The sequence below is a fragment of the Pseudomonas zanjanensis genome (assembly GCF_014268745.2).
GTDB classification, from domain to species: Bacteria; Pseudomonadota; Gammaproteobacteria; order Pseudomonadales; family Pseudomonadaceae; genus Aquipseudomonas; species Aquipseudomonas zanjanensis.
The window spans coordinates 869,676-888,802 of sequence record NZ_JABWRB020000001.1 but is presented as its reverse complement, the minus strand read 5'-3'; the positions used below and the strand labels follow the sequence as shown (position 1 = coordinate 888,802).

At 62.5% G+C, this 19,127-nt stretch carries 15 protein-coding genes; 8 read left to right on the top strand and 7 right to left on the bottom strand.

The annotated features are described in order from the left end of the window. Positions 1 to 16: 16 nt before the first annotated feature. Genes sctW through HU715_RS04070 form a run of 3 tightly spaced genes read right to left on the bottom strand, consistent with a single transcriptional unit; the run spans position 17 to position 3,511 of the window. A complete protein-coding gene (sctW, locus tag HU715_RS04080; protein ID WP_186705295.1) occupies positions 17 to 1,123 on the bottom strand; it encodes a type III secretion system gatekeeper subunit SctW in 1,107 nt (368 codons plus the stop codon). Further along, positions 1,120 to 2,715 carry a type III secretion system outer membrane ring subunit SctC gene (gene sctC, locus HU715_RS04075; RefSeq protein WP_225917546.1) on the bottom strand — a complete coding sequence of 532 codons (1,596 nt, stop codon included), beginning with the start codon at positions 2,713 to 2,715 and terminating at the stop codon, positions 1,120 to 1,122. Before sctC ends, sctW begins: the two co-directional genes overlap by 4 nt. Before the next feature lie 58 nt (positions 2,716 to 2,773). Further along, on the bottom strand, positions 2,774 to 3,511 hold the full coding sequence (locus tag HU715_RS04070; protein ID WP_186705297.1) for a helix-turn-helix domain-containing protein: 738 nt from the start codon (positions 3,509 to 3,511) through the stop codon (positions 2,774 to 2,776). A 180-nt stretch (positions 3,512 to 3,691) separates the two neighbouring features. Here HU715_RS04070 and HU715_RS04065 point away from each other — a divergent pair, with 180 nt between their 5' ends. The 8 genes from HU715_RS04065 to cobA all read left to right on the top strand — a co-directional run bounded on the left by HU715_RS04065 (position 3,692) and on the right by cobA (position 15,548). Next, positions 3,692 to 4,903, top strand: coding sequence for a CmpA/NrtA family ABC transporter substrate-binding protein (locus HU715_RS04065; RefSeq protein ID WP_186705298.1), 1,212 nt, complete (start codon positions 3,692 to 3,694; stop codon positions 4,901 to 4,903). Between the two features lie 14 nt (positions 4,904 to 4,917). Then, on the top strand, positions 4,918 to 5,493 hold the full coding sequence (locus tag HU715_RS04060; RefSeq protein ID WP_003199539.1) for an ANTAR domain-containing response regulator: 576 nt from the start codon (positions 4,918 to 4,920) through the stop codon (positions 5,491 to 5,493). A 491-nt stretch (positions 5,494 to 5,984) separates the two neighbouring features. Further along, positions 5,985 to 7,196, top strand: a complete 1,212-nt coding sequence (locus tag HU715_RS04055) for a nitrate/nitrite transporter (RefSeq protein ID WP_053120618.1) — start codon at positions 5,985 to 5,987, stop codon at positions 7,194 to 7,196. A 9-nt stretch (positions 7,197 to 7,205) separates the two neighbouring features. After that, positions 7,206 to 8,876: a bifunctional protein-serine/threonine kinase/phosphatase gene (locus tag HU715_RS04050; protein WP_186705299.1), complete on the top strand. Its 1,671-nt coding sequence runs from the start codon at positions 7,206 to 7,208 to the stop codon at positions 8,874 to 8,876. 421 nt (positions 8,877 to 9,297) lie between these two features. Then, the gene (nirB, locus tag HU715_RS04045; RefSeq protein WP_186705300.1) at positions 9,298 to 11,751 is read left to right on the top strand and encodes a nitrite reductase large subunit NirB; all 2,454 of its coding nucleotides are present in this window, start codon (positions 9,298 to 9,300) and stop codon (positions 11,749 to 11,751) included. Beyond that, positions 11,748 to 12,065 (top strand): nitrite reductase small subunit NirD, encoded by a 318-nt coding sequence (gene nirD, locus HU715_RS04040; protein WP_186705301.1) that lies wholly within the window; start codon positions 11,748 to 11,750, stop codon positions 12,063 to 12,065. The genes nirB and nirD overlap by 4 nt, the downstream gene beginning before the upstream one ends. After that, a complete protein-coding gene (locus HU715_RS04035) occupies positions 12,065 to 14,782 on the top strand; it encodes a nitrate reductase (protein ID WP_186705302.1) in 2,718 nt (905 codons plus the stop codon). Before nirD ends, HU715_RS04035 begins: the two co-directional genes overlap by 1 nt. Positions 14,783 to 14,792: 10 nt before the next feature. Then, positions 14,793 to 15,548 (top strand): uroporphyrinogen-III C-methyltransferase, encoded by a 756-nt coding sequence (cobA, locus tag HU715_RS04030; protein ID WP_186705303.1) that lies wholly within the window; start codon positions 14,793 to 14,795, stop codon positions 15,546 to 15,548. Positions 15,549 to 16,198: 650 nt separating this feature from the next. Here cobA and HU715_RS04025 read toward each other — a convergent pair. The 4 genes from HU715_RS04025 to HU715_RS04010 all read right to left on the bottom strand — a co-directional run bounded on the left by HU715_RS04025 (position 16,199) and on the right by HU715_RS04010 (position 19,095). Beyond that, positions 16,199 to 17,233 (bottom strand): OmpA family protein, encoded by a 1,035-nt coding sequence (locus HU715_RS04025; RefSeq protein ID WP_186705304.1) that lies wholly within the window; start codon positions 17,231 to 17,233, stop codon positions 16,199 to 16,201. Positions 17,234 to 17,340: 107 nt separating this feature from the next. Next, positions 17,341 to 17,931 (bottom strand): RNA polymerase sigma factor SigX, encoded by a 591-nt coding sequence (gene sigX, locus HU715_RS04020; protein ID WP_003183614.1) that lies wholly within the window; start codon positions 17,929 to 17,931, stop codon positions 17,341 to 17,343. Positions 17,932 to 18,022: 91 nt separating this feature from the next. Then, the gene (locus HU715_RS04015; protein WP_003199523.1) at positions 18,023 to 18,847 is read right to left on the bottom strand and encodes a mechanosensitive ion channel family protein; all 825 of its coding nucleotides are present in this window, start codon (positions 18,845 to 18,847) and stop codon (positions 18,023 to 18,025) included. Positions 18,848 to 18,849: 2 nt separating this feature from the next. Continuing rightward, complete coding sequence (locus HU715_RS04010; protein WP_014337331.1) at positions 18,850 to 19,095, bottom strand: hypothetical protein; 246 nt, start codon at positions 19,093 to 19,095, stop codon at positions 18,850 to 18,852. Positions 19,096 to 19,127: the final 32 nt, after the last annotated feature.

The window sequence follows — 19,127 nt, the reverse complement described above, 5'->3', positions numbered from 1 at the left end:
TGGCTCCGGGACAAGATCATGGGCGGCCACCGGGCAGTCGCTGTTCGATGAGTTCGTGGGCATAGGCGACGTCGGCCAGGCGGGTGAACTGGATGGCCAGGCGTTGCGGCGCTTCTTCATCGGCAAACAGCGGCGGCGGCAGTTGCAGGCTGAGCCGTCGCACGGTTTGCAGCAGCGTCGAGCGCTCGCGGTGGGCACTGAGCAACACCTGCTCGCCCAACACACCGAGCAACAGCTGGTCGAGGTCATCGGGGTAGGTCAACACGCCGAACAGGAACACCAGCCAGTCGGCTTCATGGGGGTTGTGCCGACAGATGAGCGCATCGCCAAGCACGGCGCCGATGAACAGCCCATCGGCCGAACGCAAGCGCTTGAGGTCGGTCACCCGGGTCAGCAACTGGCCAAACTCGATGCGCGAGCAACTGGGGTCCTGGGCGCTGATGTCGGTGAGCAGCGCGGCTTCGATGAAGGCCAGCACATTCATGCGTTGTGCCGGGCCGTAGAGGGCAATCCAGTCCTGGTAGCAACTGAGCGGGCCTTCGTCGGACTCGAGAAAATCCCGATAGGTCTCGCGTAGCAGGCCGGCCCTGACCGCCATGCTCTTGCCGAACATCCTGGCCTTGAGCGCGGCGTTGATCCCCGCGTTCAGGCGCTTGGGCGAGCCTTGGGCGACCACCGTCTGCAAGAGGGTTTCGAGGCGCTGGCGGGTGCGGGTTTCCAGGTTGCGGCGGCGTAACAACGCCCGCAACACCAGCGCCAGGTCGCTGTCATCGGGGAACAGGCTGCGCGCCATTTGCAGCAACCAAGCCACGGGTTTGTCCGCCAGCCGCGCCAGGCTCAGCACCTGCCGGGCCTTGGGCACGGTGTCGTCCTCGAGCACGCGTTCGAAGGTGTCGGTCAGGGTCTCGGACTTGAGTTCGAACAAACGCCGGCCACGGAACTGCGTCAGCGCCGCCGACAGCTCGTCGCTGATCTGCACGATGCGCTGGGCCACGGCCGCCGTTGCGCTGTCGTCCTGCGCCGTCTCGGCGTCGACTTGTGGTTGTGGCTGTTCGGCGGCCTTCTCGGCGTTCAATCGAGCCTGGGCAGCCCGGCCGCCCATGGAAACCGGGGGCAGGATCATGGCTCGGACATCCGGAAGTACATTCGACGCACGCGCTCATGTTGCTCGGGGGTCAGCAACGGCATGTCCAGTTCCACGGGTTCAAGAGCGTCGCGAATCTCCTTGGGCTGAATCAAAAACACCCGCACCGTGTTGGCCGAGCGGCCCTGGCGATAGCTGAACAAGCGGCCGATCCACGGGATCGACCCCAGCACCGGCACGCGTCCGACCTGCTCGCCATGGTCATCGCGAGTGAAACCGCCCACCAGCAGGCTCTTGCCCTGGGGCACGCGGGCCACGGTACTGATGCGCGTACGCCCGACCGTCGGCAGGGCACTCTGCTGCTCACCCCGGCCGGGATTCTCGACTTCATTGCCGTCCTCGATATTGAGGGACATCTCGATCTCGTCGGCCTGGGCGAAACGTGGCAGCACATTCACCAGCGTGCCGTAAGTGATGTGCTGCAGATCGACGCTGCGCTCCCCCACCAGCGGGGCGTAGAAGGTACGGTTGTTGTCGAAGATCGCCGGCACGTTTTCCTGTGTCAGGATCACCGGTCGCGAGACCACGTTCGCCCGCTGGGTGCGCTCCAGCGCCATGACCTGGGTCACGAACGACGCGCCGTCGAGGGTGGTGGCCGAGCCGGCGTTGAGCGAGGCGCTGAACTGCCCGCCTGATTTCACCGCGCCCTGCCAGTTGATGCCCAATTGATTGAGTTCGTCCTTGTGCAGGTCGATGATCCACAGCGACAGCTCGACATGGCGTTTCGGCGTGTCCAGGGCATTGACCAGGTTCTCGATAAAGCGCACCTGCTCGGGCAGCCCCTTGACCAACAGGCTGTTGGTGTCCGGGTAAGCGACCACACGAATGTTGCCGGCGGCCACCTCGCGCGCAATGATTCGCGGTGCCGTCGGGTCCTGGTCCGAAGAGGTGTTCGCCAGGCCTTCGAGGGGAAACACTGGCATCGCCCCCCGCGAGCGCTGCTCGGGAGCTTGTGCCACCGATGGCTCGACCTGCTGCTTCTCGCCACGCAACAAGTCCTCGATCACGGTGGCCAGTCCCGGGATCGTCACCTTGTCGTCACGCAGCTCATAGTTACGGTCGCTGACGAAGGTGTTGCGCACATGGATGACGCCAATCTGCTGCTTGCCCAGCAACAGTTCCGAGCGCTGGTTGTCCATCAGCCCGGCCGCTTGCACCACCAGGTCGACATACATCGGCGGGCCCGACACATGGAACGTCCGCAGTCCGTCGTGACGCAGCGGATAACGTGCATCGTGCAAGCCTGAACGGCCGAGGAACCCTTGGAGCTTGGCGACGGTGAGGGTTTGGAGCGACATCATCGCGCTCTTGATTTCCGAGGCGTCATACAGGTAGATCGCCTGGCCATCGCTGTACCAGATCAACCCCATCTGCGCGCTGACCCGCTCGAACGTGCGTTGCGGCGTGCGCAGGTCGAACGAACCACCAATGCGCTTGGCTGCCGCGGCCTTGCTGACGATCACCGGCTTGCCCAATGACCCGGACAGCTCGCTGAAAAAGGTCCGCGCGCTCTGTTCGCGAGCCTCGAAGGTATAGACATCGGCCCTTGCGGCACCGGATGCGAGCAGCATCACAGCGCTAAGGCAGACGAATAAAAGGAATGGGGATAACGCTTGGCGGCTCATCGACTCACTTGCCTGGAAGGTAGGTGATATCCGCCAGGCTGCTGGGTGCGAAGCCCACCAGTTCGCGGATCTCCTTGGAAAAATGTGACGACGAAGCAAAGCCGAACTCCAGCGCGACATCGGTCAACGAGCCGTCCTGAAGACTCATGTTCAACAGCGCCTGGGCCGTGCGCCAGCCACGCAAGGCCGGTTTGGCGGCAGAGCCCAGGGCTTGGCGACAGAGCCTGCGAAAATGCGAAACCGATACGCCGTAGCGTTGCGCCAGCGTGTTCAGTTTTTCGCTGTGGGTGCCTTGCTCCAGAAGGAAACGCACGAGCCCGTAGCTCTCGTGATGACGCAGCAGGTGGGCGACCGCGTGATAGGCCGGCGTGCCGTTCATCGCTTGGCCGATGTACCAGCGTTCGAGCCGTTGCGGCGAGCGGACGGTTTCCTCCGCCACCGGCAACAGGGCCCATGGCTCCGCGTGCAGCCGTTGCCCGGCATCCACCAGGGCATCGCTCATGTCCAGGAACGCCTGCAGCTTGACCAGCGTCGCTTCGCAAACCGGCGTGACATGCAACTCACCGCCACAGAAGCGCAGCGAATCGCTCTGCACCACCAACCCCTCCCAACCGACGGGCAGGCAGTGGCTGCGGCCCAACCGCCCGGCGCTCAGTTGAACCTGGGCCCGGGCCACGCGCAGGTGCAGCACGCGTTCGCCCAGATCAGGCAATGCCGTGGCGAGAATGGATGTGTCCTGCATGCCGTCTCCTTTGCTACGTGGCGTTGGAAGGACCGACAGGATGAAAGACACGACGCCTGGAATCTTGATGGGAAGGTGATGAGGGCTCGGCTGGCATATGCCTTGCACCATTACTGCTCATCGGCGCCGGTGCCAAAGGCCAAATGAGTGCCAGACTGATTAAGTGGAAGGTGATGCACGATGAATGAAGTTCCAGCCAACCCCCTGGCCTGGGTCAACGGCAGCGATGCCCCGGAAAAGAGCGCGGTCAACCTCGGCTTCATGGCCTTGAGCGACTGTGCCCCGGTGGTGGTGGCCGCCACCCAGGGCTTCGCCCAACCCTACGGCTTGACCCTGAATCTCAAGCGCCAGGCCTCCTGGGCCAACCTGCGGGACAAGCTGGTCAGCGGTGAAATCGACGCCGCCCACAGCCTGTATGGCCTGGTCTATGCGGTGCACCTGGGCATTGGCGGGGTCGCGCCGACCGACATGGCGGTGCTGATGGGGCTGAACCAGAACGGCCAGAGCATAAACTTGTCCCATGGCTTGCAGGCCCAAGGCGTGACCAGTCCTGAAGCACTGGAACGGCACGTGCACCAAACTCGCCCGAAACTGACCTTCGCCCAGACTTTCCCCACCGGCACCCACGCCATGTGGCTCTATTACTGGCTCGCCGCCCAGGGCATCCACCCGTTGTCGGATGTCGACAGCGTGGTCGTGCCTCCGCCGCAAATGATCGCGCACCTGCAAGCCGGGCGTATCGACGGGTTTTGCGTCGGCGAGCCCTGGTGCGCCAGCGCGGTGAAGCAGAACCTCGGTTTTACCCTGGCGACTACCCAGACCATCTGGCCCGATCACCCGGAAAAAGTCCTCGGTTGTACCCGCGCGTTCGTCGAGCAGTACCCCAATACCGCCCGGGCCCTGGTGATGGCGATCCTCGAAGCCAGCCGCTTCATCGAACAAAGCAACGAAAACCGTCGCAGCACCGCGCAACTGTTAAGTGCGCCCGAATACCTCGACGCCCCGCTGGACTGCATCGAGCCGCGCCTGCTGGGCATCTATGCCGACGGCTTGGGCAACAGCTGGCAGGATCCCCACGCGATGCGCTTCCATGGCGACGGCGAGGTGAACCTGCCGTACCTGTCCGACGGCATGTGGTTCATGACCCAGTTCCGTCGCTGGGGCTTGCTGCGCGAAGACCCGGATTACCTGGCCGTGGCCCGGGACGTCCAGCAACTCACGCTGTACCGTGAAGCCTGTGGGGCGCTGGACATTGCGTCCCCAAGCCAGGACATGCGCAGCAGCCAACTGATCGATGGCACCACCTGGGACGGCTCGGACCCGGCCGGGTACGCCCGCAGCTTCAAACTGCACGCCTTGAGCGATGCGGCTCCCCTTCTCGCCAGCCGCTGACAGGAGCCACGACCATGCTGCGTATCCTGCTGATCAACGACACCGCGAAAAAAGTCGGCCGTCTCAAGGCTGCCCTGATCGAAGCCGGCTTCGAAGTGATCGACGAATCCGGCCTGACCATCGACCTGCCGGCGCGCGTCGAAACGGTGCGTCCGGACGTGATCCTGATCGATACCGAGTCACCCGGGCGCGATGTGATGGAGCAAGTGGTGCTGGTCAGTCGCGACCAGCCACGACCGATCGTCATGTTTACCGACGAGCACGACCCCAATGTAATGCGCCAGGCGATCAAGTCGGGCGTCAGCGCCTACATCGTCGAAGGCATCCACGCCGCGCGCCTGCAACCGATCCTCGACGTGGCCATGGCCCGCTTCGAAAGCGACCAGGCCCTGCGCGCCCAACTCCTGGCCCGGGACCAGCAACTGGCCGAACGCAAGCGCATCGAACTGGCCAAGGGCATGCTGATGAAGATGAAGGAATGCAACGAGGAGCAGGCCTACACCCTGATGCGCCGCCAGGCCATGAGCCGCCAGCAGAAGCTGATCCAGGTGGCGGAGCAGATCATCGCCATGAATGAATTGCTCGGCTGAAAGCCTAGTAGCGCCGTGCCTGCCGCCATCGCGAGCAAGCTCGCTCCCACATGGGTTCCAGGGTGAACGCAGCATTTGGGAACAACCCCAATCCACTGTGGGAGCGGGCTTGCTCGCGAAAGCGGTCTTACTTCCAACATTGATATCGACTGCCCCACCGTCTTCGCGAGCAAGCCCGCTCCCACAGGGTTTGCGGGGTGAGCACGGACATTTGCGAACAACTACAATCCCTGTGGGAGCGAGCCTGCTCGCGAAGGGCCCTCCCCCTTACCTCACAGGTTGGCACAGATCTCGCTTAAGCAACCCCACAGGTAACCAACGGCGGTTGCCCCACCTACGACAAAGACGTCGCACACCCTCCTTGCCTCTCTGGCGATCCGGGTTGCGGCGTTTTTTTGTTTTGGCCCTTCGGGGCCGGTGGTGCGACCACAGGCGGCGCACTGCTCTAAGCACTGACTCATTTCTCGAGACTTTTACAGCTGAGGTGCGCGATGAATTCAAGCTTCTGGAAATCCGGCCACACCCCGACACTGTTCGCGGCCTTTCTTTATTTCGACCTGAGTTTCATGGTCTGGTACCTGCTCGGGCCACTGGCGGTACAGATCTCCGCCGACCTGCACCTGACCACCCAGCAACGCGGCCTGATGGTAGCGACACCGATCCTGGCCGGCGCCGTGCTGCGCCTGTTCATGGGCCTGCTGGCCGACCGGATTTCACCCAAGACCGCCGGCATGGTTGGCCAGGTGATCGTGATCGGTGCGCTGTTCTGCGCCTGGAAACTGGGCATCCACAGCTACGAACAAGCCCTGCTGCTGGGCCTGTTCCTCGGTGTGGCCGGCGCTTCGTTCGCCGTCGCCCTGCCCCTGGCCTCCCAGTGGTATCCGCCGCAACACCAGGGCAAGGCCATGGGCATCGCCGGGGCTGGCAACTCGGGCACCGTGCTCGCCGCGTTGATCGCACCGGTCATGGCCGTGGCCTTCGGCTGGACCAACGTGTTCGGCTTCGCACTGATCCCGCTGGTGCTGACCCTGGTCCTCTTCGCCTGGCTGGCCAAGAACGCCCCCGAGCGACCAAAAGCCAAATCCATGGCCGACTACCTCAAGGCCCTGGGCGACCGCGACAGCTGGTGGTTCATGTTCTTCTACAGCGTGACCTTCGGCGGCTTCATCGGCCTGGCCAGCGCCCTGCCCGGCTACTTCAACGACCAATATGGCCTGAGCCCCGTCACCGCCGGCTACTACACCGCTGCCTGCGTCTTCGGTGGCAGTCTGATGCGTCCCTTGGGCGGCGCCCTGGCGGACCGTTTTGGCGGCATCCGCACTTTGCTCGGCATGTACACCGTAGCGGCCGTCTGCATCGCCGCGGTGGGCTTCAACCTGCCGAGTTCCTATGCGGCCCTGGCCCTGTTCGTTTGCACCATGCTCGGCTTGGGTGCGGGCAACGGCGCGGTGTTCCAACTGGTGCCACAACGCTTCCGTCGCGAAATCGGCGTGATGACCGGGCTGATCGGCATGGCCGGCGGCATCGGCGGCTTCGCCCTGGCGGCGGGCATGGGCGCGATCAAGCAAAGCACCGGCAGCTATCAACTGGCGCTGTGGTTGTTCGCCAGCCTCGGTGTCCTGGCCTGGTTCGGCCTGTATGGCGTCAAGCGTCGCTGGAGAACCACTTGGGGTTCGGCAGCCGTCACCGCTGCTCGGGTATAACCTGCAACCATGAGCCTGCAATTGAGTTTTGCCGAGGCCAGCGCCATCGGCCCGCGGGAAGAAAACCAGGACGCCCTGCGCCTGGTCACGCCCGCCCCGGCCCTGGCTGCCAGCAAGGGTTACCTGTTCGCCATCGCCGACGGCGTGAGCCAATGCGCCGATGGTGGGCTGGCCGCCCGTTCGACCTTGCAGGCCCTGGCCCTGGACTACTATTCCACGCCGCAAACCTGGGGCGTGGCCCAAGCGCTGGACCGGCTGTTGCTGGCCCAGAACCGCTGGCTGCAGGCCAACGGCGGCGGGCAACCGCTGCTCACCACCGTGAGCGCCCTGGTCCTGCGGGGCCGGCGCTTCACCTTGGCCCACGTCGGCGATTGCCGGGTCTACCGCTGGCATGCCGATCACCTGCAACGGGTCAGCGAGGATCACGTCTGGGAACAGCAGGGCATGCAGCATGTGCTGAAGCGGGCCCTGGGGCTGGACCAACACCTGATCCTCGACTTTCTCGACGGTGAACTGCGCACCGACGAAACCTTCGTGTTGCTCAGCGACGGCGTCTGGGCGGTCTTGGGGGACATGGCCATCGCCGCCATCCTTCGCGACCAACCCGACCTGCACCTCGCTGCGCAGACGCTGGTCAACGCCGCGCACCTGGCCGGTAGCCAGGACAATGCCAGCGCGTTGTTGGTGCGGGTCGATGCCCTCGGCGAAGCCAGCATTGGCGATGCCTTGATCCAGCTCCAGCAATGGCCCTTGCCGCCGGCGCTGAAACCGGGCCAGGTGTTCGAGGGCTGGCAGATCGAAAGCCTGCTCGGCCAGAGCCAGCAATCGTTGCTTTACCGGGTGCACGACGGCCAAGGCCAACCTTGGCTGCTGAAAACCTTGCCCGTGCAGCTACGGGACGATAGCCGGGCCGGTCAGGCCTTGCTCTCGGAGGAATGGTTTCTCAAACGCGTCGCCGGGCGGCAGTTTCCCGAAGTCCATGGGGTGCCCCAACGTCAGCATCTGTACTACGTAATGCGTGAATATCCGGGCGCGACCCTGGCCGAGCTGTTCAACCAGGGCGGTCCGCTGCCCCTGGCCCAATGGCAGGACCTGGCGCAGCGGCTGGTGCGGGCGGTGGGCCTGTTGCATCGGCGGCAGATCTACCACCGCGACATCAAGCCGGAAAACCTGCACCTGGGCGACGACGGGGAATTGCGCTTGCTGGATTTTGGCCTGGCGTATTGCCCGGGCTTGTCCGAGGACCAGGCCAACGTGCTGCCCGGCACACCCAGTTACATTGCCCCGGAAGCCTTCGGCGGCGCCGCGCCCACGGCGCAACAGGATTTGTATGCCGTCGGCGTGACCTTGTATTTCCTGCTGACCGGGCATTATCCCTACGGCGAGATCGAAGCCTTCCAGCGCCCGCGCTTCGGCGTGCCGGTCAGTGCCAGCCGCTATCGGCCGGACTTGGCCGAATGGCTTGGGCAGAGCCTGGAACGCGCGGTCGCGGCGGATCCGGGTCAGCGTTTTGAGACGGCCGAGGAATGGCTATTGCTGCTGGAGCAGGGCGAGCGCCGCAGCTTGAGCGTCAGGCCCAGGCCGTTGCTGGAAAGAGAGCCGCTGAAGGTCTGGCGGACATTGGCGCTGGTGTCGTTGGTGGTGAATGTGGTGCTGTTGTTTTTGGTATTCCACTCATGACCGTGGCGAGGGAGCTTGCTCCCGCTCGAGCGCGCAGCGGTCGCCTTTTTTTGGGTCTGCTTCGCAGCCCAGCGGGAGCAAGCTCCCTCGCCACAAAAACTTTTCGCTCGCCCTAGCGCGCTCCATTACCGGGCAACACGCTTTGATTCGGTGCAATAAATCCCTCCCCAATCCGCTCAACCAGCCCGCCGCTCAATAAATCCACGCCTTCGCGCCACTTGGCACAACCACTGCATTACCTACACCACCATACATAAAGCAACGCCTCCAACGATGAAGGCGGTGCTTCCCGAGAGAACGGGACCAGGACAAAGGCGTCCTCGCTAGCTTGCTAGCGGGACGCCTTTTTTTGTTTTCGTAAAAATTGCCGAGCCAGTCCGATCGCCGTGATGAAACGGACATGAGCTTGCGGAGAACCCTGATGAAAAAACTCAAACTGGTGATGATCGGCAACGGCATGGCCGGGGTTCGCACCCTCGAGGAACTGCTCAAGCTGAGCAACGAGCTGTACGACATCACGGTGTTCGGCGCCGAACCCCACACCAACTACAACCGCATCCTGCTCTCGCCGGTGCTGGCCGGTGAGCAGACGTTCGAAGAGATCGTGCTCAACGACCTGAGCTGGTACCTGGACAACAACATCAAGCTGCTGCTCAACCGTAAAGTGGTGGAGATCGACCGGGTCAAGCGCCGGGTCATCGCCGAAGACGGCAGCGAAGCCGAATACGACCGCCTGCTGATCGCCACCGGTTCCACGCCGTTCATCTTGCCGATCCCCGGCAACACCCTTGAAGGGGTGATTGGTTACCGCGACATCGCCGACACCCAGGCGATGATCGACACCGCCAAGACCCACAAGCACGCCGTGGTCATCGGCGGCGGCCTGCTGGGCCTGGAAGCGGCCAACGGCTTGAAGCTGCGGGGTATGGACGTGACCGTCGTCCACATCGGTGAATGGCTGCTGGAACGGCAACTGGACAAGACCAGCGGCCAACTGCTGCAGACCGCCCTGGAAAACCGTGGCCTGAAATTCCGCCTCTGCGAACAGACCCAGGCCTTGCACGACGCCGGCAATGGCCGGGTCGGCTCGGTCCAGTTCAAGAACGGCGACATCATCCCCGCCGACCTGGTGGTGATGGCCGCCGGCATCCGTCCCAATACCGAACTGGCGGAAAAATCCGGCATCCCCTGCAACCGCGGGATCCTGGTCAACGACACCATGCAAACCTACGACCCGCGCATCTACGCCATCGGTGAATGCGCCAGCCACCGCGGCACCGCCTACGGCCTGGTGGCGCCGCTGTTCGAACAGGCCAAGGTCTGCGCCAACCACCTCGCGCAATTGGGCTTCGCCACTTACAAGGGTTCGGTCACGTCGACCAAGTTGAAAGTCACCGGCATCGACCTGTTTTCCGCCGGCGACTTCATGGGCGGCGAAGGCACCGAGACCATCACCCTTTCCGACCCGATCGGCGGCGTCTACAAGAAACTGGTGATTAAGGATGACGTGCTGGTGGGTGCCTGCCTGTACGGCGATACCGCGGACGGCGGCTGGTATTTCCGGCAGATTCGTGAGAACCACGGCATCAGCGAGATCCGCGATCACCTGATGTTTGGGGAAAACGCTTTAGGCGATGTAGGCCACCAAGGCCAGGACAAAGCCATGAGCATGGCCGACACCGCCGAAGTCTGCGGCTGCAACGGCGTGTGCAAGGGCACCATCGTCAAGGCGATCCAGGAGCACGGGCTGTTCAGCGTCGATGACGTGAAAAAACACACCAAGGCCGCCAGTTCCTGCGGCTCTTGCGCCGGCCTGGTGGAGCAGATCCTGATCAACACCGTGGGCGGCGCGGCGGACGTCAAGCCAAAAAGCGAAAAAGCCATCTGCGGTTGCAGCGACCTCAACCACGGCCAGATCCGCCAGGCGATCCGCGACCAGCACCTGCTGACCATCGCCGGCACCATGAGCTACCTGAACTGGCGCACCCCGAACGGCTGCGCCACCTGCCGCCCGGCGTTGAACTACTACCTGATATCCACCTGGCCCGGCGAAGCCCACGACGACCCACAGTCGCGCCTGATCAACGAACGCGCCCACGCCAACATCCAGAAAGACGGCACCTACTCGGTGGTCCCGCGGATGTGGGGAGGCGTGACCAACCCCTCCGAGCTGCGGCGCATTGCCGACGTCGCCGATAAATACAACGTGCCGATGGTCAAGGTCACCGGCGGCCAGCGCATCGACTTGCTGGGCATCAAGAAACAAGACTTGCCCGGCGTCTGGAAAGACCTCGACATGCCGTCCGGCCACGCCTACGGCAAGTCCATCCGCACCGTGAAGACCTGCGTGGGCAGCGAGTTCTGCCGCTTCGGTACGCAGAACTCCACCCAGTTGGGCATCGAGCTGGAACACGACCTGTTCAATATGTGGTCGCCGCACAAGGTGAAGCTGGCGGTCTCCGGTTGCCCACGCAACTGCTCTGAAGCCGGCATCAAGGACGTGGGAATTATCGGCGTCGATTCCGGCTGGGAGATGTACATCGGTGGCAACGGCGGGATCAAGACCGAAGTCGCGGAGTTTTTCGTCAAGCTCAAGACCGCCGAGGAAGTGCGTGAATACAACGGCGCGTTCCTGCAGTTGTACCGCGAGGAAGCCTTCTACCTCGAACGCACCGTGCATTACATGCAGCGGGTCGGCATGGAGCACATCAAGAAAGCCGTGCTGGAAGACCCCGAGCGGCGCAAGGCCCTCCACGAACGCCTGAAGTTTTCCCTGTCGCTGGAACAGGACCCTTGGAAACAGCGCCTGGAACAGCCTCAGTTGAAGAAAGAGTTCGAAGTCATCCCCGTGAAGAACCTGGAGGTGCCGGCATGAACTGGCTGGATATCTGCGCACTGGAAGAGATCAATATCCTCGGTTCGCGCATCATCAATGGTCCCAAAGGCGATATCGCGATTTTTCGTACCAGCGACGATGAAGTGTTCGCCCTCGATGACCGTTGCCCGCACAAGGGTGGCCCGCTGTCCCAAGGGTTGGTCTACGGCAAGCGCGTGGCCTGCCCGCTGCACAACTGGCAGATCGACCTGGAAACCGGCCTGGCCCAAGCCCCGGACGTGGGCTGCGCCCATCATCATTCGGCCCGGGTCGAAAACGGCCGGGTGCAACTGGCCCTGCGGGACGCGAGCTGATGAACCGCCAGATCACTGCCTCGACCTGCTGTTATTGCGGGGTCGGCTGCGGCGTCCTGATCGAGCATGACGGCGAGCGCATCCTCGGCGTCAGCGGCGATCCCGCCCACCCGGCCAACTTCGGCAAACTGTGCAGCAAGGGTTCGACCCTGCACCTGACCGGCGACCTCGCCGCCCGCGCCCTGTACCCGGAGCTGCGCCTGGGCAAAGGCCTGGCCCGGGCCCGAACCGGCTGGAACAGCGCCCTGGATCACGCCGCCAGCGTCTTCGCCGACACCATCGCCGAGCACGGCCCCGACAGCGTGGCGTTCTACATCTCCGGCCAGTTGTTGACCGAGGACTACTACGCCTTCAACAAACTCGCCCGGGCATTGGTGGGTACCAACAATATCGACAGCAATTCGCGGCTGTGCATGTCTTCCGCCGTGGTGGGCTACAAGCGCAGCCTCGGTGCCGACGCCCCACCCTGCAGCTACGAAGACCTGGAGTTGAGCGACTGCGTGATGATCGTCGGCAGTAACATGGCCTACGCCCATCCCATCCTGTTTCGCCGCCTCGAAGAGGCAAAATCCCGCCGGCCGCAGATGAAAATCATCGTCATCGACCCCCGGCGCACCGACACCTGCGACCTGGCGGACCTGCACCTGGCGATCTTGCCGGGCACCGATGTTGCTTTGTTCCATGGGATTTTGCACCTGCTGCTGTGGGAAGACTGGGTCGACCGCGACTTCATCAAGGCCCATACCGAAGGTCTGGCGGACCTGAAGAACCTGGTCCGCGACTACACCCCGGCGATGGTCGCCCAGTTGTGCGGCATCAGCGCCGAACAACTGCACCAGTGTGCCGAATGGGTCGGCACGTCGCCGAGCTTCCTGTCGTTGTGGTGCATGGGCCTGAACCAGTCCACCGCCGGCAGCGCCAAAAACAGCGCATTGATCAACCTCCATCTGGCCACCGGACAAATCGGCCGGCCGGGGGCGGGCCCGTTCTCGCTGACCGGCCAACCCAACGCCATGGGCGGACGGGAAACCGGCAGCCTGTCGAACCTGCTGCCAGGCCATCGTGAAGCCGCCAACCCGGAGCATCGTGCCGACGTCGCCCGTTATTGGGGTGTGGAGCAATTGCCCGCCACCACCGGCTTGAGCGCCATCGAGTTGTTCGAGCAGGTGCGCAGCGGCAAGATCAAGGCCTTGTGGATCGCCTGCACCAACCCGGCCCAGTCGATGCCCGACCAGACGGCGGTACGTGAGGCCCTGCAAGCCTGCCCGTTCGTGGTACTACAGGAAGCCTTCCGCACCACCGAGACCGCCACGTTTGCCGATCTACTGTTGCCGGCGGCCAGTTGGGGCGAGAAAGAAGGTTCGGTGACCAACTCCGAACGGCGCATTTCCCACGTCCGTCGGGCCATCGACGCACCCGGTGAAGCGCGCCCGGACTGGGCTATCACCGTGGATTTCGCACAACGCCTGGAGAAACGCCTACGCCCGGGCCAACCCAGCCTGTTCGCCTTCGACACCCCGGCCCAGCTGTTCGATGAGTACAAACAGCTGACCCGTGGCCGCGACCTGGACTTGTCCGGCATCAGCCATGCCCTGATCGACCGCCTCGGCCCTCAGCAATGGCCCTTCCCGGAAGGCGCCACGGTTGGGACGGCGCGACTGTACGTGGACGGGATTTTCCCGACCGACAGCGGCCGGGCGCACTTCGTGGCCGATCCCTATCGCGCCGCCAAGGAACTGCGTGACGCCCGCTACCCATTGACCCTCAACACCGGCCGCTTGCGTGACCAATGGCACGGCATGAGCCGTACCGGTACCGCCGCGCAGTTGTTTGGCCATGTGAACGAAGCCGTGCTCAGCCTGCACCCCGACGAACTGCTCCGGCACCGCCTGCAAGCGGGCGACCTGGTCAACCTCAAGAGCCGTCGCGGCAGTGTGATCGTGGCCGTGGACAGCGACGACAGCGTGCGCCCCGGCCAGGCGTTCCTGCCCATGCATTGGGGCGATCGGTTCCTCAAGGGCGGCGTGAATAGCCTGACGCAACCGGCCTTCGACCCCTTGTCGAAACAACCGGAACTCAAGCACAGCGGCGTGCGCCTGGAACCGGTGAACCTGCCTTGGCAGCTTTTCGCTTTGATCGAGGGCGATGTTCAACAGCATCTGGAGGCCCTGCGCCCCCTGTGCGAGGCGTTTTCCTACGTCAGCCTGAGCCTGACCGGCCGTGAACGTCCCGCGCTGTTGATTCGCGCTGCCAGCGCCGTCGCGCCTGAACCGCAACTGCTCCAGGCCATCGACGAGCAATTGGGCCTGATCGACGGGCCGGTGCTGGCCTACGACGACCCGCGTCGCTCCATCGGTAAACGGGTGCGCATCGAAAACGGTCGCATCACCGCCATTCGCCTGGCCGGTGAAACCCTGGCCCGGCATTGGCTGCAGAACTTGTGGCTGGAAGGCCGTGCCGATGAACAACTGCGGCGCTGGCTGCTGGCGCCGTTGAGCGCGCCACCGGGCAATGTCGGCGCCGCAACGGGTGGCAGCAAAACGTTGTGCAACTGCATGAACGTCAGCCAGCGCGCGGTCTGCGCAGGCATCGAGCGTGGCCTGGACTTGCAGGGGTTAAAACAAGAGCTGGGCTGTGGCACGCAATGCGGTTCCTGCGTACCGGAAATCAAGCGTCTGCTGGTTGCCACTGCGCAACCGCTGGCGGCTATCTCGTGAGGAAAACACTATGAACGCAAAAGTCTGGCTGGTGGGTGCAGGTCCCGGTGACCCTGAATTACTGACCCTCAAAGCCGTGCGCGCCTTGGGCGAGGCCGACGTGGTGTTGATCGACGACCTGGTCAATGCCGCGGTGCTGGAGCATTGCCCCGCCGCACGCATCATCGCCGTGGGCAAGCGCGGCGGCTGCCGCTCCACCCCCCAGGCCTTCATTCATCGATTGATGCTGCGTTACGCCCGCCAGGGCAAATGCGTGGTGCGCCTCAAGGGCGGCGACCCGTGCATCTTCGGCCGCGGCGGTGAAGAGGCGCAGTGGCTACGCGAGCATGGCGTCGAGGTAGAGATGGTCAACGGCATCACCGCCGGCCTCGCGGGGGCGACCCAATGCGATATTCCACTGACCCTGCGCGGGATTGCCCGGGGCGTGACCCTGGTCACGGCCCACACCCAGGACGGCAGCAGCCTGAACTGGCAAGCCCTGGCCCAAAGCGGGACCACTTTGGTGGTGTATATGGGCGTGGCGAAGCTGAGCGAGATCCGCGAGCAACTGCTGGCCGGCGGCTTGGCGGCGGACACGCCCGTGGCCATGATCGAAAACGCCTCCCTGCCCCACCAGCGTGACTGCCGCAGCGACCTGGCCTCGATGGAAGCCGCTGCCAGCGCCTTCCAGCTCAAGAGCCCGGCGATACTGGTGATTGGCGCCGTGGCCGAAGCAGCCGAATTGGCCGCCTCACCGCCGGCTTTGGCCCAGGTTTACGCCCTCTAGCAGACACCCATCAGATCTGTGGGAGCAAAGCTTGCTCGCGATGACGGTGGTTCAGTTAGACATGCATTGACTGACACACCTCCATCGCGAGCAGGCTCGCTCCCACAATTGGAACGGGGTATGACCGAAGAGCCAGGTCGGCTGTCAGGCCGCCTCGCGAGCAAGCTTTGCTCCCACAGATAAGATGGGTGTACGACCGAAAGAGCCAGGTCGGCTATCAGGCCGCCTCGCTTTTGCTTTTGATCTGGAGGCCCCGTTAACCACGCTGGCCGAACGCAGGCATTGTGGAGTGGGCAACCCGGCATGGATGCCGGGTTAGCCGCGCTGGGCCATGGATGGCCCTTCGCGGCGGCCCACGGAGCAATGCCGGAGTGAGGGCACACCGAGCCTAGGCGAGGTGCCGAGTGGTGGGGCAAGCCTTTTTTGCTTACTTTTTTTGGCGTTTGAAAAAAAGTGAGCCGCCGTAAGGGCGGAACCCTAAGTAGCCGTTACCGCAGCAACGGATATGTACCCGATCAGCCATCAGACCGCTATCGCGAGCAAGCTCGCTCCCACAGGTCTCCCACAGGTCTTGTGTTCCCCCCATCTCCATGAATCGCAGGCAAAGAAAAACCCGGCCGAGGCCGGGTTTTTCCAAAGCTGTGGGCTAATTACTTAGCTTGAGCTTCAACCTGCGCTTCTACGCGACGGTTAACTGCACGACCAGCGTCAGTGGCGTTGTCGGCAACTGGGCGGGATTCGCCGTAGCCAACAGACTGAACGCGGGACGATTCAACACCGTACTGGTTGGTCAGAACGTTCTTAACGGCGTTTGCACGACGCTCAGACAGCTTCTGGTTGTAAGCGTCAGGACCGACGGAGTCAGTGTGACCTTCAACAGTAGTGCTGGTAGCTGGGTACTGCTTCATGAAATCAGCCAGGTTCTTGATGTCGCCGTAGCTGTTTTCTTTAACGACCGACTTGTCGAAGTCGAACTTGACGTCCAGCTCAACACGAACGACTTCAGCAACAGCTGGGCAGCCATCAGCGTCAACAGTTACGTTGGCTGGGGTGTCAGGGCACTTGTCGACGTTGTCGCACACGCCATCGTTGTCGCTGTCGGAGCAGACTTCAGCAGGTGCTGGAACTGGAGCAGCAGCTGGCTTGGAGCCGCCACCGAAGTTCACACCGATACCAACGCTAGGCGCCCACTCGGTGTCGCCCTGGTCGATGTTGTACTGAGCTTCAACGCCAGCACGGGCGTAGAAGTTGTCAGTGAAATACAGCTTGGCGCCGCCACCAACGTTGGCGAAGGTAGAACGGTTACGACCGTTGCTGCCATTCTGGTCGATGCTCTGGTCGGAGAAACCGGCCGAAACATAAGGACGCAGCATGTCGCCTGGGTTGTTGAAGTGGTACAGAGCGTCCAGAGCGGTGTTCGCGCCCTTAACGTTAGTGCCGTCTTCGGTACGTGCGTTGTGCACTTCGTCGTAGGCCAGACGCAGTTCAACGTCGTCGGTCAGGAAGTAACCAACCGAACCGCCGAACAGGTTGCCGTTGTTCTTGAAATCACGAGCGCTGTCGAACATTTCTTTCTTGGCGAAGCCTTCGATTTCAACTGCGCCTTGGCCTTGTGCCAGAGCGCCGAACGAAGTGGCAGCAATCAAAGAACCAATGGCAAAGCCCAAGGTGTTTTTCAGTTTCATCCGTTAAATCCCCATCTGGTGATTGTGAAGCAGTCCCGCAAACCGGGGGACAACTCGGCGGCAAGTCTATCAGAACTTGCCTACACGTAAGAGATATTTGCGCCGAACTAAGTTTCAGCAATGCCTGCAAATTTCTCACGCAATTTGTCAAGAGCGCGCTTGTAACGCATTTTTGTCGCGCTCAAACCCATATGCATTATGTCTGCGATCTCCTGGAATTCCAGCTCTGCGACAAATCGTAGCACCAGAATTTCCCGGTCGATCGGGTTTACATAGACCAGCCAGCGATCGAGTCCACCCTTTTCCTCGGGCTTGGGCGCCTTATCTTCCGACGCTTCCTCGAGAGGGTCCAGGCTCAACGCGTCCATCAAGCGACGCTTTCGCCGTTCCTTGCGATACTGCGTGATGCATTCGTTGTACGTGATGCTATAAAGCCATGTCTTGAACTTCGATTTCCCCTCGAAGTTCTTCAGGCCATACAGCACCTTCAACATCACCTCCTGACAGACATCGTCAGCATCACGATCGTTCCCGAGATAGCGCGCACAAACGTTAAATAAAGTTCTCTGGTAACGACGCATCAACTCTTCATAGGCGCGTGTTACGTGAAACAGCTCCGTATGCGCGCGCGCGACCAACTCCTCATCGGAGAGATCACGGGGGTCGTAGCGCGTGGATAGCGATTGGGGTTTGTTCAAAACAAGTCGGGCCGACAGTCTAGGTCAATGTGCGCCGGAGCCTGGGCTAGCAGGCATTTCGCGGCGGCATACATTAGCAGGATTTGCCGGGTTAGCGGCTACTCACATGCTGTTCCAGCAAGATCCGATTGGAAAGCGACACCAACTCGCCCTCCTCGGTCAGCAATGTGGTTTTCACCGTGCCGATCTCTTCGATCTGGCCTTCGACCTCGCCAACACGCACTTGTTGCCCAACCTCATACAATTCACGCACATAGATTCCCGCAAGAATCTGACCGGCGATCTCCCGGCTTCCCAATCCCATTGCCAGCGCAACCGCCAGACCAACGGTTATCAATACAATCACGATCACATGGTTGAGCAGGTCAGTCTTGACCTCCAACTGGCTGATCGCCACCGAAATACTGATGATAATCACCAGCCCCTGGGCGATACGCCCCACGCCAGCGGCGTAATCCAGCCCGACGCCTTCGGCCGCACCGCGCACCAGCCCATTGGCCAGTTGCGCCAGCAGGACACCGACCAGCAATACCAGCGCGGCACCAAAAACCTTCGGCAAATACAATGCGAGCATATCGAGCGTAGCCGAAACTCGCTCAAGGCCAAGGGATTCTGCTGCGGAAACCAGGAAAATCAGCAATACGAACCAGTACACGATCTTGCCGACCAGGGTCGAGATCGGCACTTGGATGCCGCCACGGGACAGCAGCTTGGTCAGGCCGGTGCCGCCCATCAGGCGATCGAGACCCAGCTTGGCGAGCAGCTTGGACAGCAGCGTGTCCAGCAACTTGGCCACGACAAAACCCAGCAACAGCACCACCAGCGCGCCGAAGAGGTTCGGGATGAAGTTAGCTACCTTGGTCCACAACGCAGTCATTGCCGTGACGAGGCTCTGGGTCCAGAGATCAAGTTCCATATTCAATCAGCCTTATCAGCGGTGCGAGTAACAGGTTTACGGCGGGAAACCGGCGAGACATGGGCCGATCCATTATTCAGGGCGATCATCAGCGCGGGCAACCAGCGGCCCAGCAGGCTGAACAGATCCCCCGCGCCAACCTGGCGGTTGGCGGTTTTCAGTACACGCCCCAAGCATGCGTCGTCGTCCCGGCTGGACGGCGAAGCCTTGAGCATGTCGCGCAAAGACTGTTCAAACGGATCGTGCATACGCACCTCTCGTGATGTCTGTGGAAGACGCG

What these genes read in the sequence shown, in the direction of transcription:
- sctW (WP_186705295.1), bottom strand. Translation starts at nt 1,123, where the DNA reads ATGATCCTGCCCCCGGTTTCCATGGGCGGCCGGGCTGCCCAGGCTCGA.
- sctC (WP_225917546.1), bottom strand. Translation starts at nt 2,715, where the DNA reads ATGCTGCTCGCATCCGGTGCCGCAAGGGCCGATGTCTATACCTTCGAG.
- HU715_RS04070 (WP_186705297.1), bottom strand. Translation starts at nt 3,511, where the DNA reads ATGCAGGACACATCCATTCTCGCCACGGCATTGCCTGATCTGGGCGAA.
- HU715_RS04065 (WP_186705298.1), top strand. Translation starts at nt 3,692, where the DNA reads ATGAATGAAGTTCCAGCCAACCCCCTGGCCTGGGTCAACGGCAGCGAT.
- HU715_RS04060 (WP_003199539.1), top strand. Translation starts at nt 4,918, where the DNA reads ATGCTGCGTATCCTGCTGATCAACGACACCGCGAAAAAAGTCGGCCGT.
- HU715_RS04055 (WP_053120618.1), top strand. Translation starts at nt 5,985, where the DNA reads ATGAATTCAAGCTTCTGGAAATCCGGCCACACCCCGACACTGTTCGCG.
- HU715_RS04050 (WP_186705299.1), top strand. Translation starts at nt 7,206, where the DNA reads ATGAGCCTGCAATTGAGTTTTGCCGAGGCCAGCGCCATCGGCCCGCGG.
- nirB (WP_186705300.1), top strand. Translation starts at nt 9,298, where the DNA reads ATGAAAAAACTCAAACTGGTGATGATCGGCAACGGCATGGCCGGGGTT.
- nirD (WP_186705301.1), top strand. Translation starts at nt 11,748, where the DNA reads ATGAACTGGCTGGATATCTGCGCACTGGAAGAGATCAATATCCTCGGT.
- HU715_RS04035 (WP_186705302.1), top strand. Translation starts at nt 12,065, where the DNA reads ATGAACCGCCAGATCACTGCCTCGACCTGCTGTTATTGCGGGGTCGGC.
- cobA (WP_186705303.1), top strand. Translation starts at nt 14,793, where the DNA reads ATGAACGCAAAAGTCTGGCTGGTGGGTGCAGGTCCCGGTGACCCTGAA.
- HU715_RS04025 (WP_186705304.1), bottom strand. Translation starts at nt 17,233, where the DNA reads ATGAAACTGAAAAACACCTTGGGCTTTGCCATTGGTTCTTTGATTGCT.
- HU715_RS04015 (WP_003199523.1), bottom strand. Translation starts at nt 18,847, where the DNA reads ATGGAACTTGATCTCTGGACCCAGAGCCTCGTCACGGCAATGACTGCG.
- HU715_RS04010 (WP_014337331.1), bottom strand. Translation starts at nt 19,095, where the DNA reads ATGCACGATCCGTTTGAACAGTCTTTGCGCGACATGCTCAAGGCTTCG.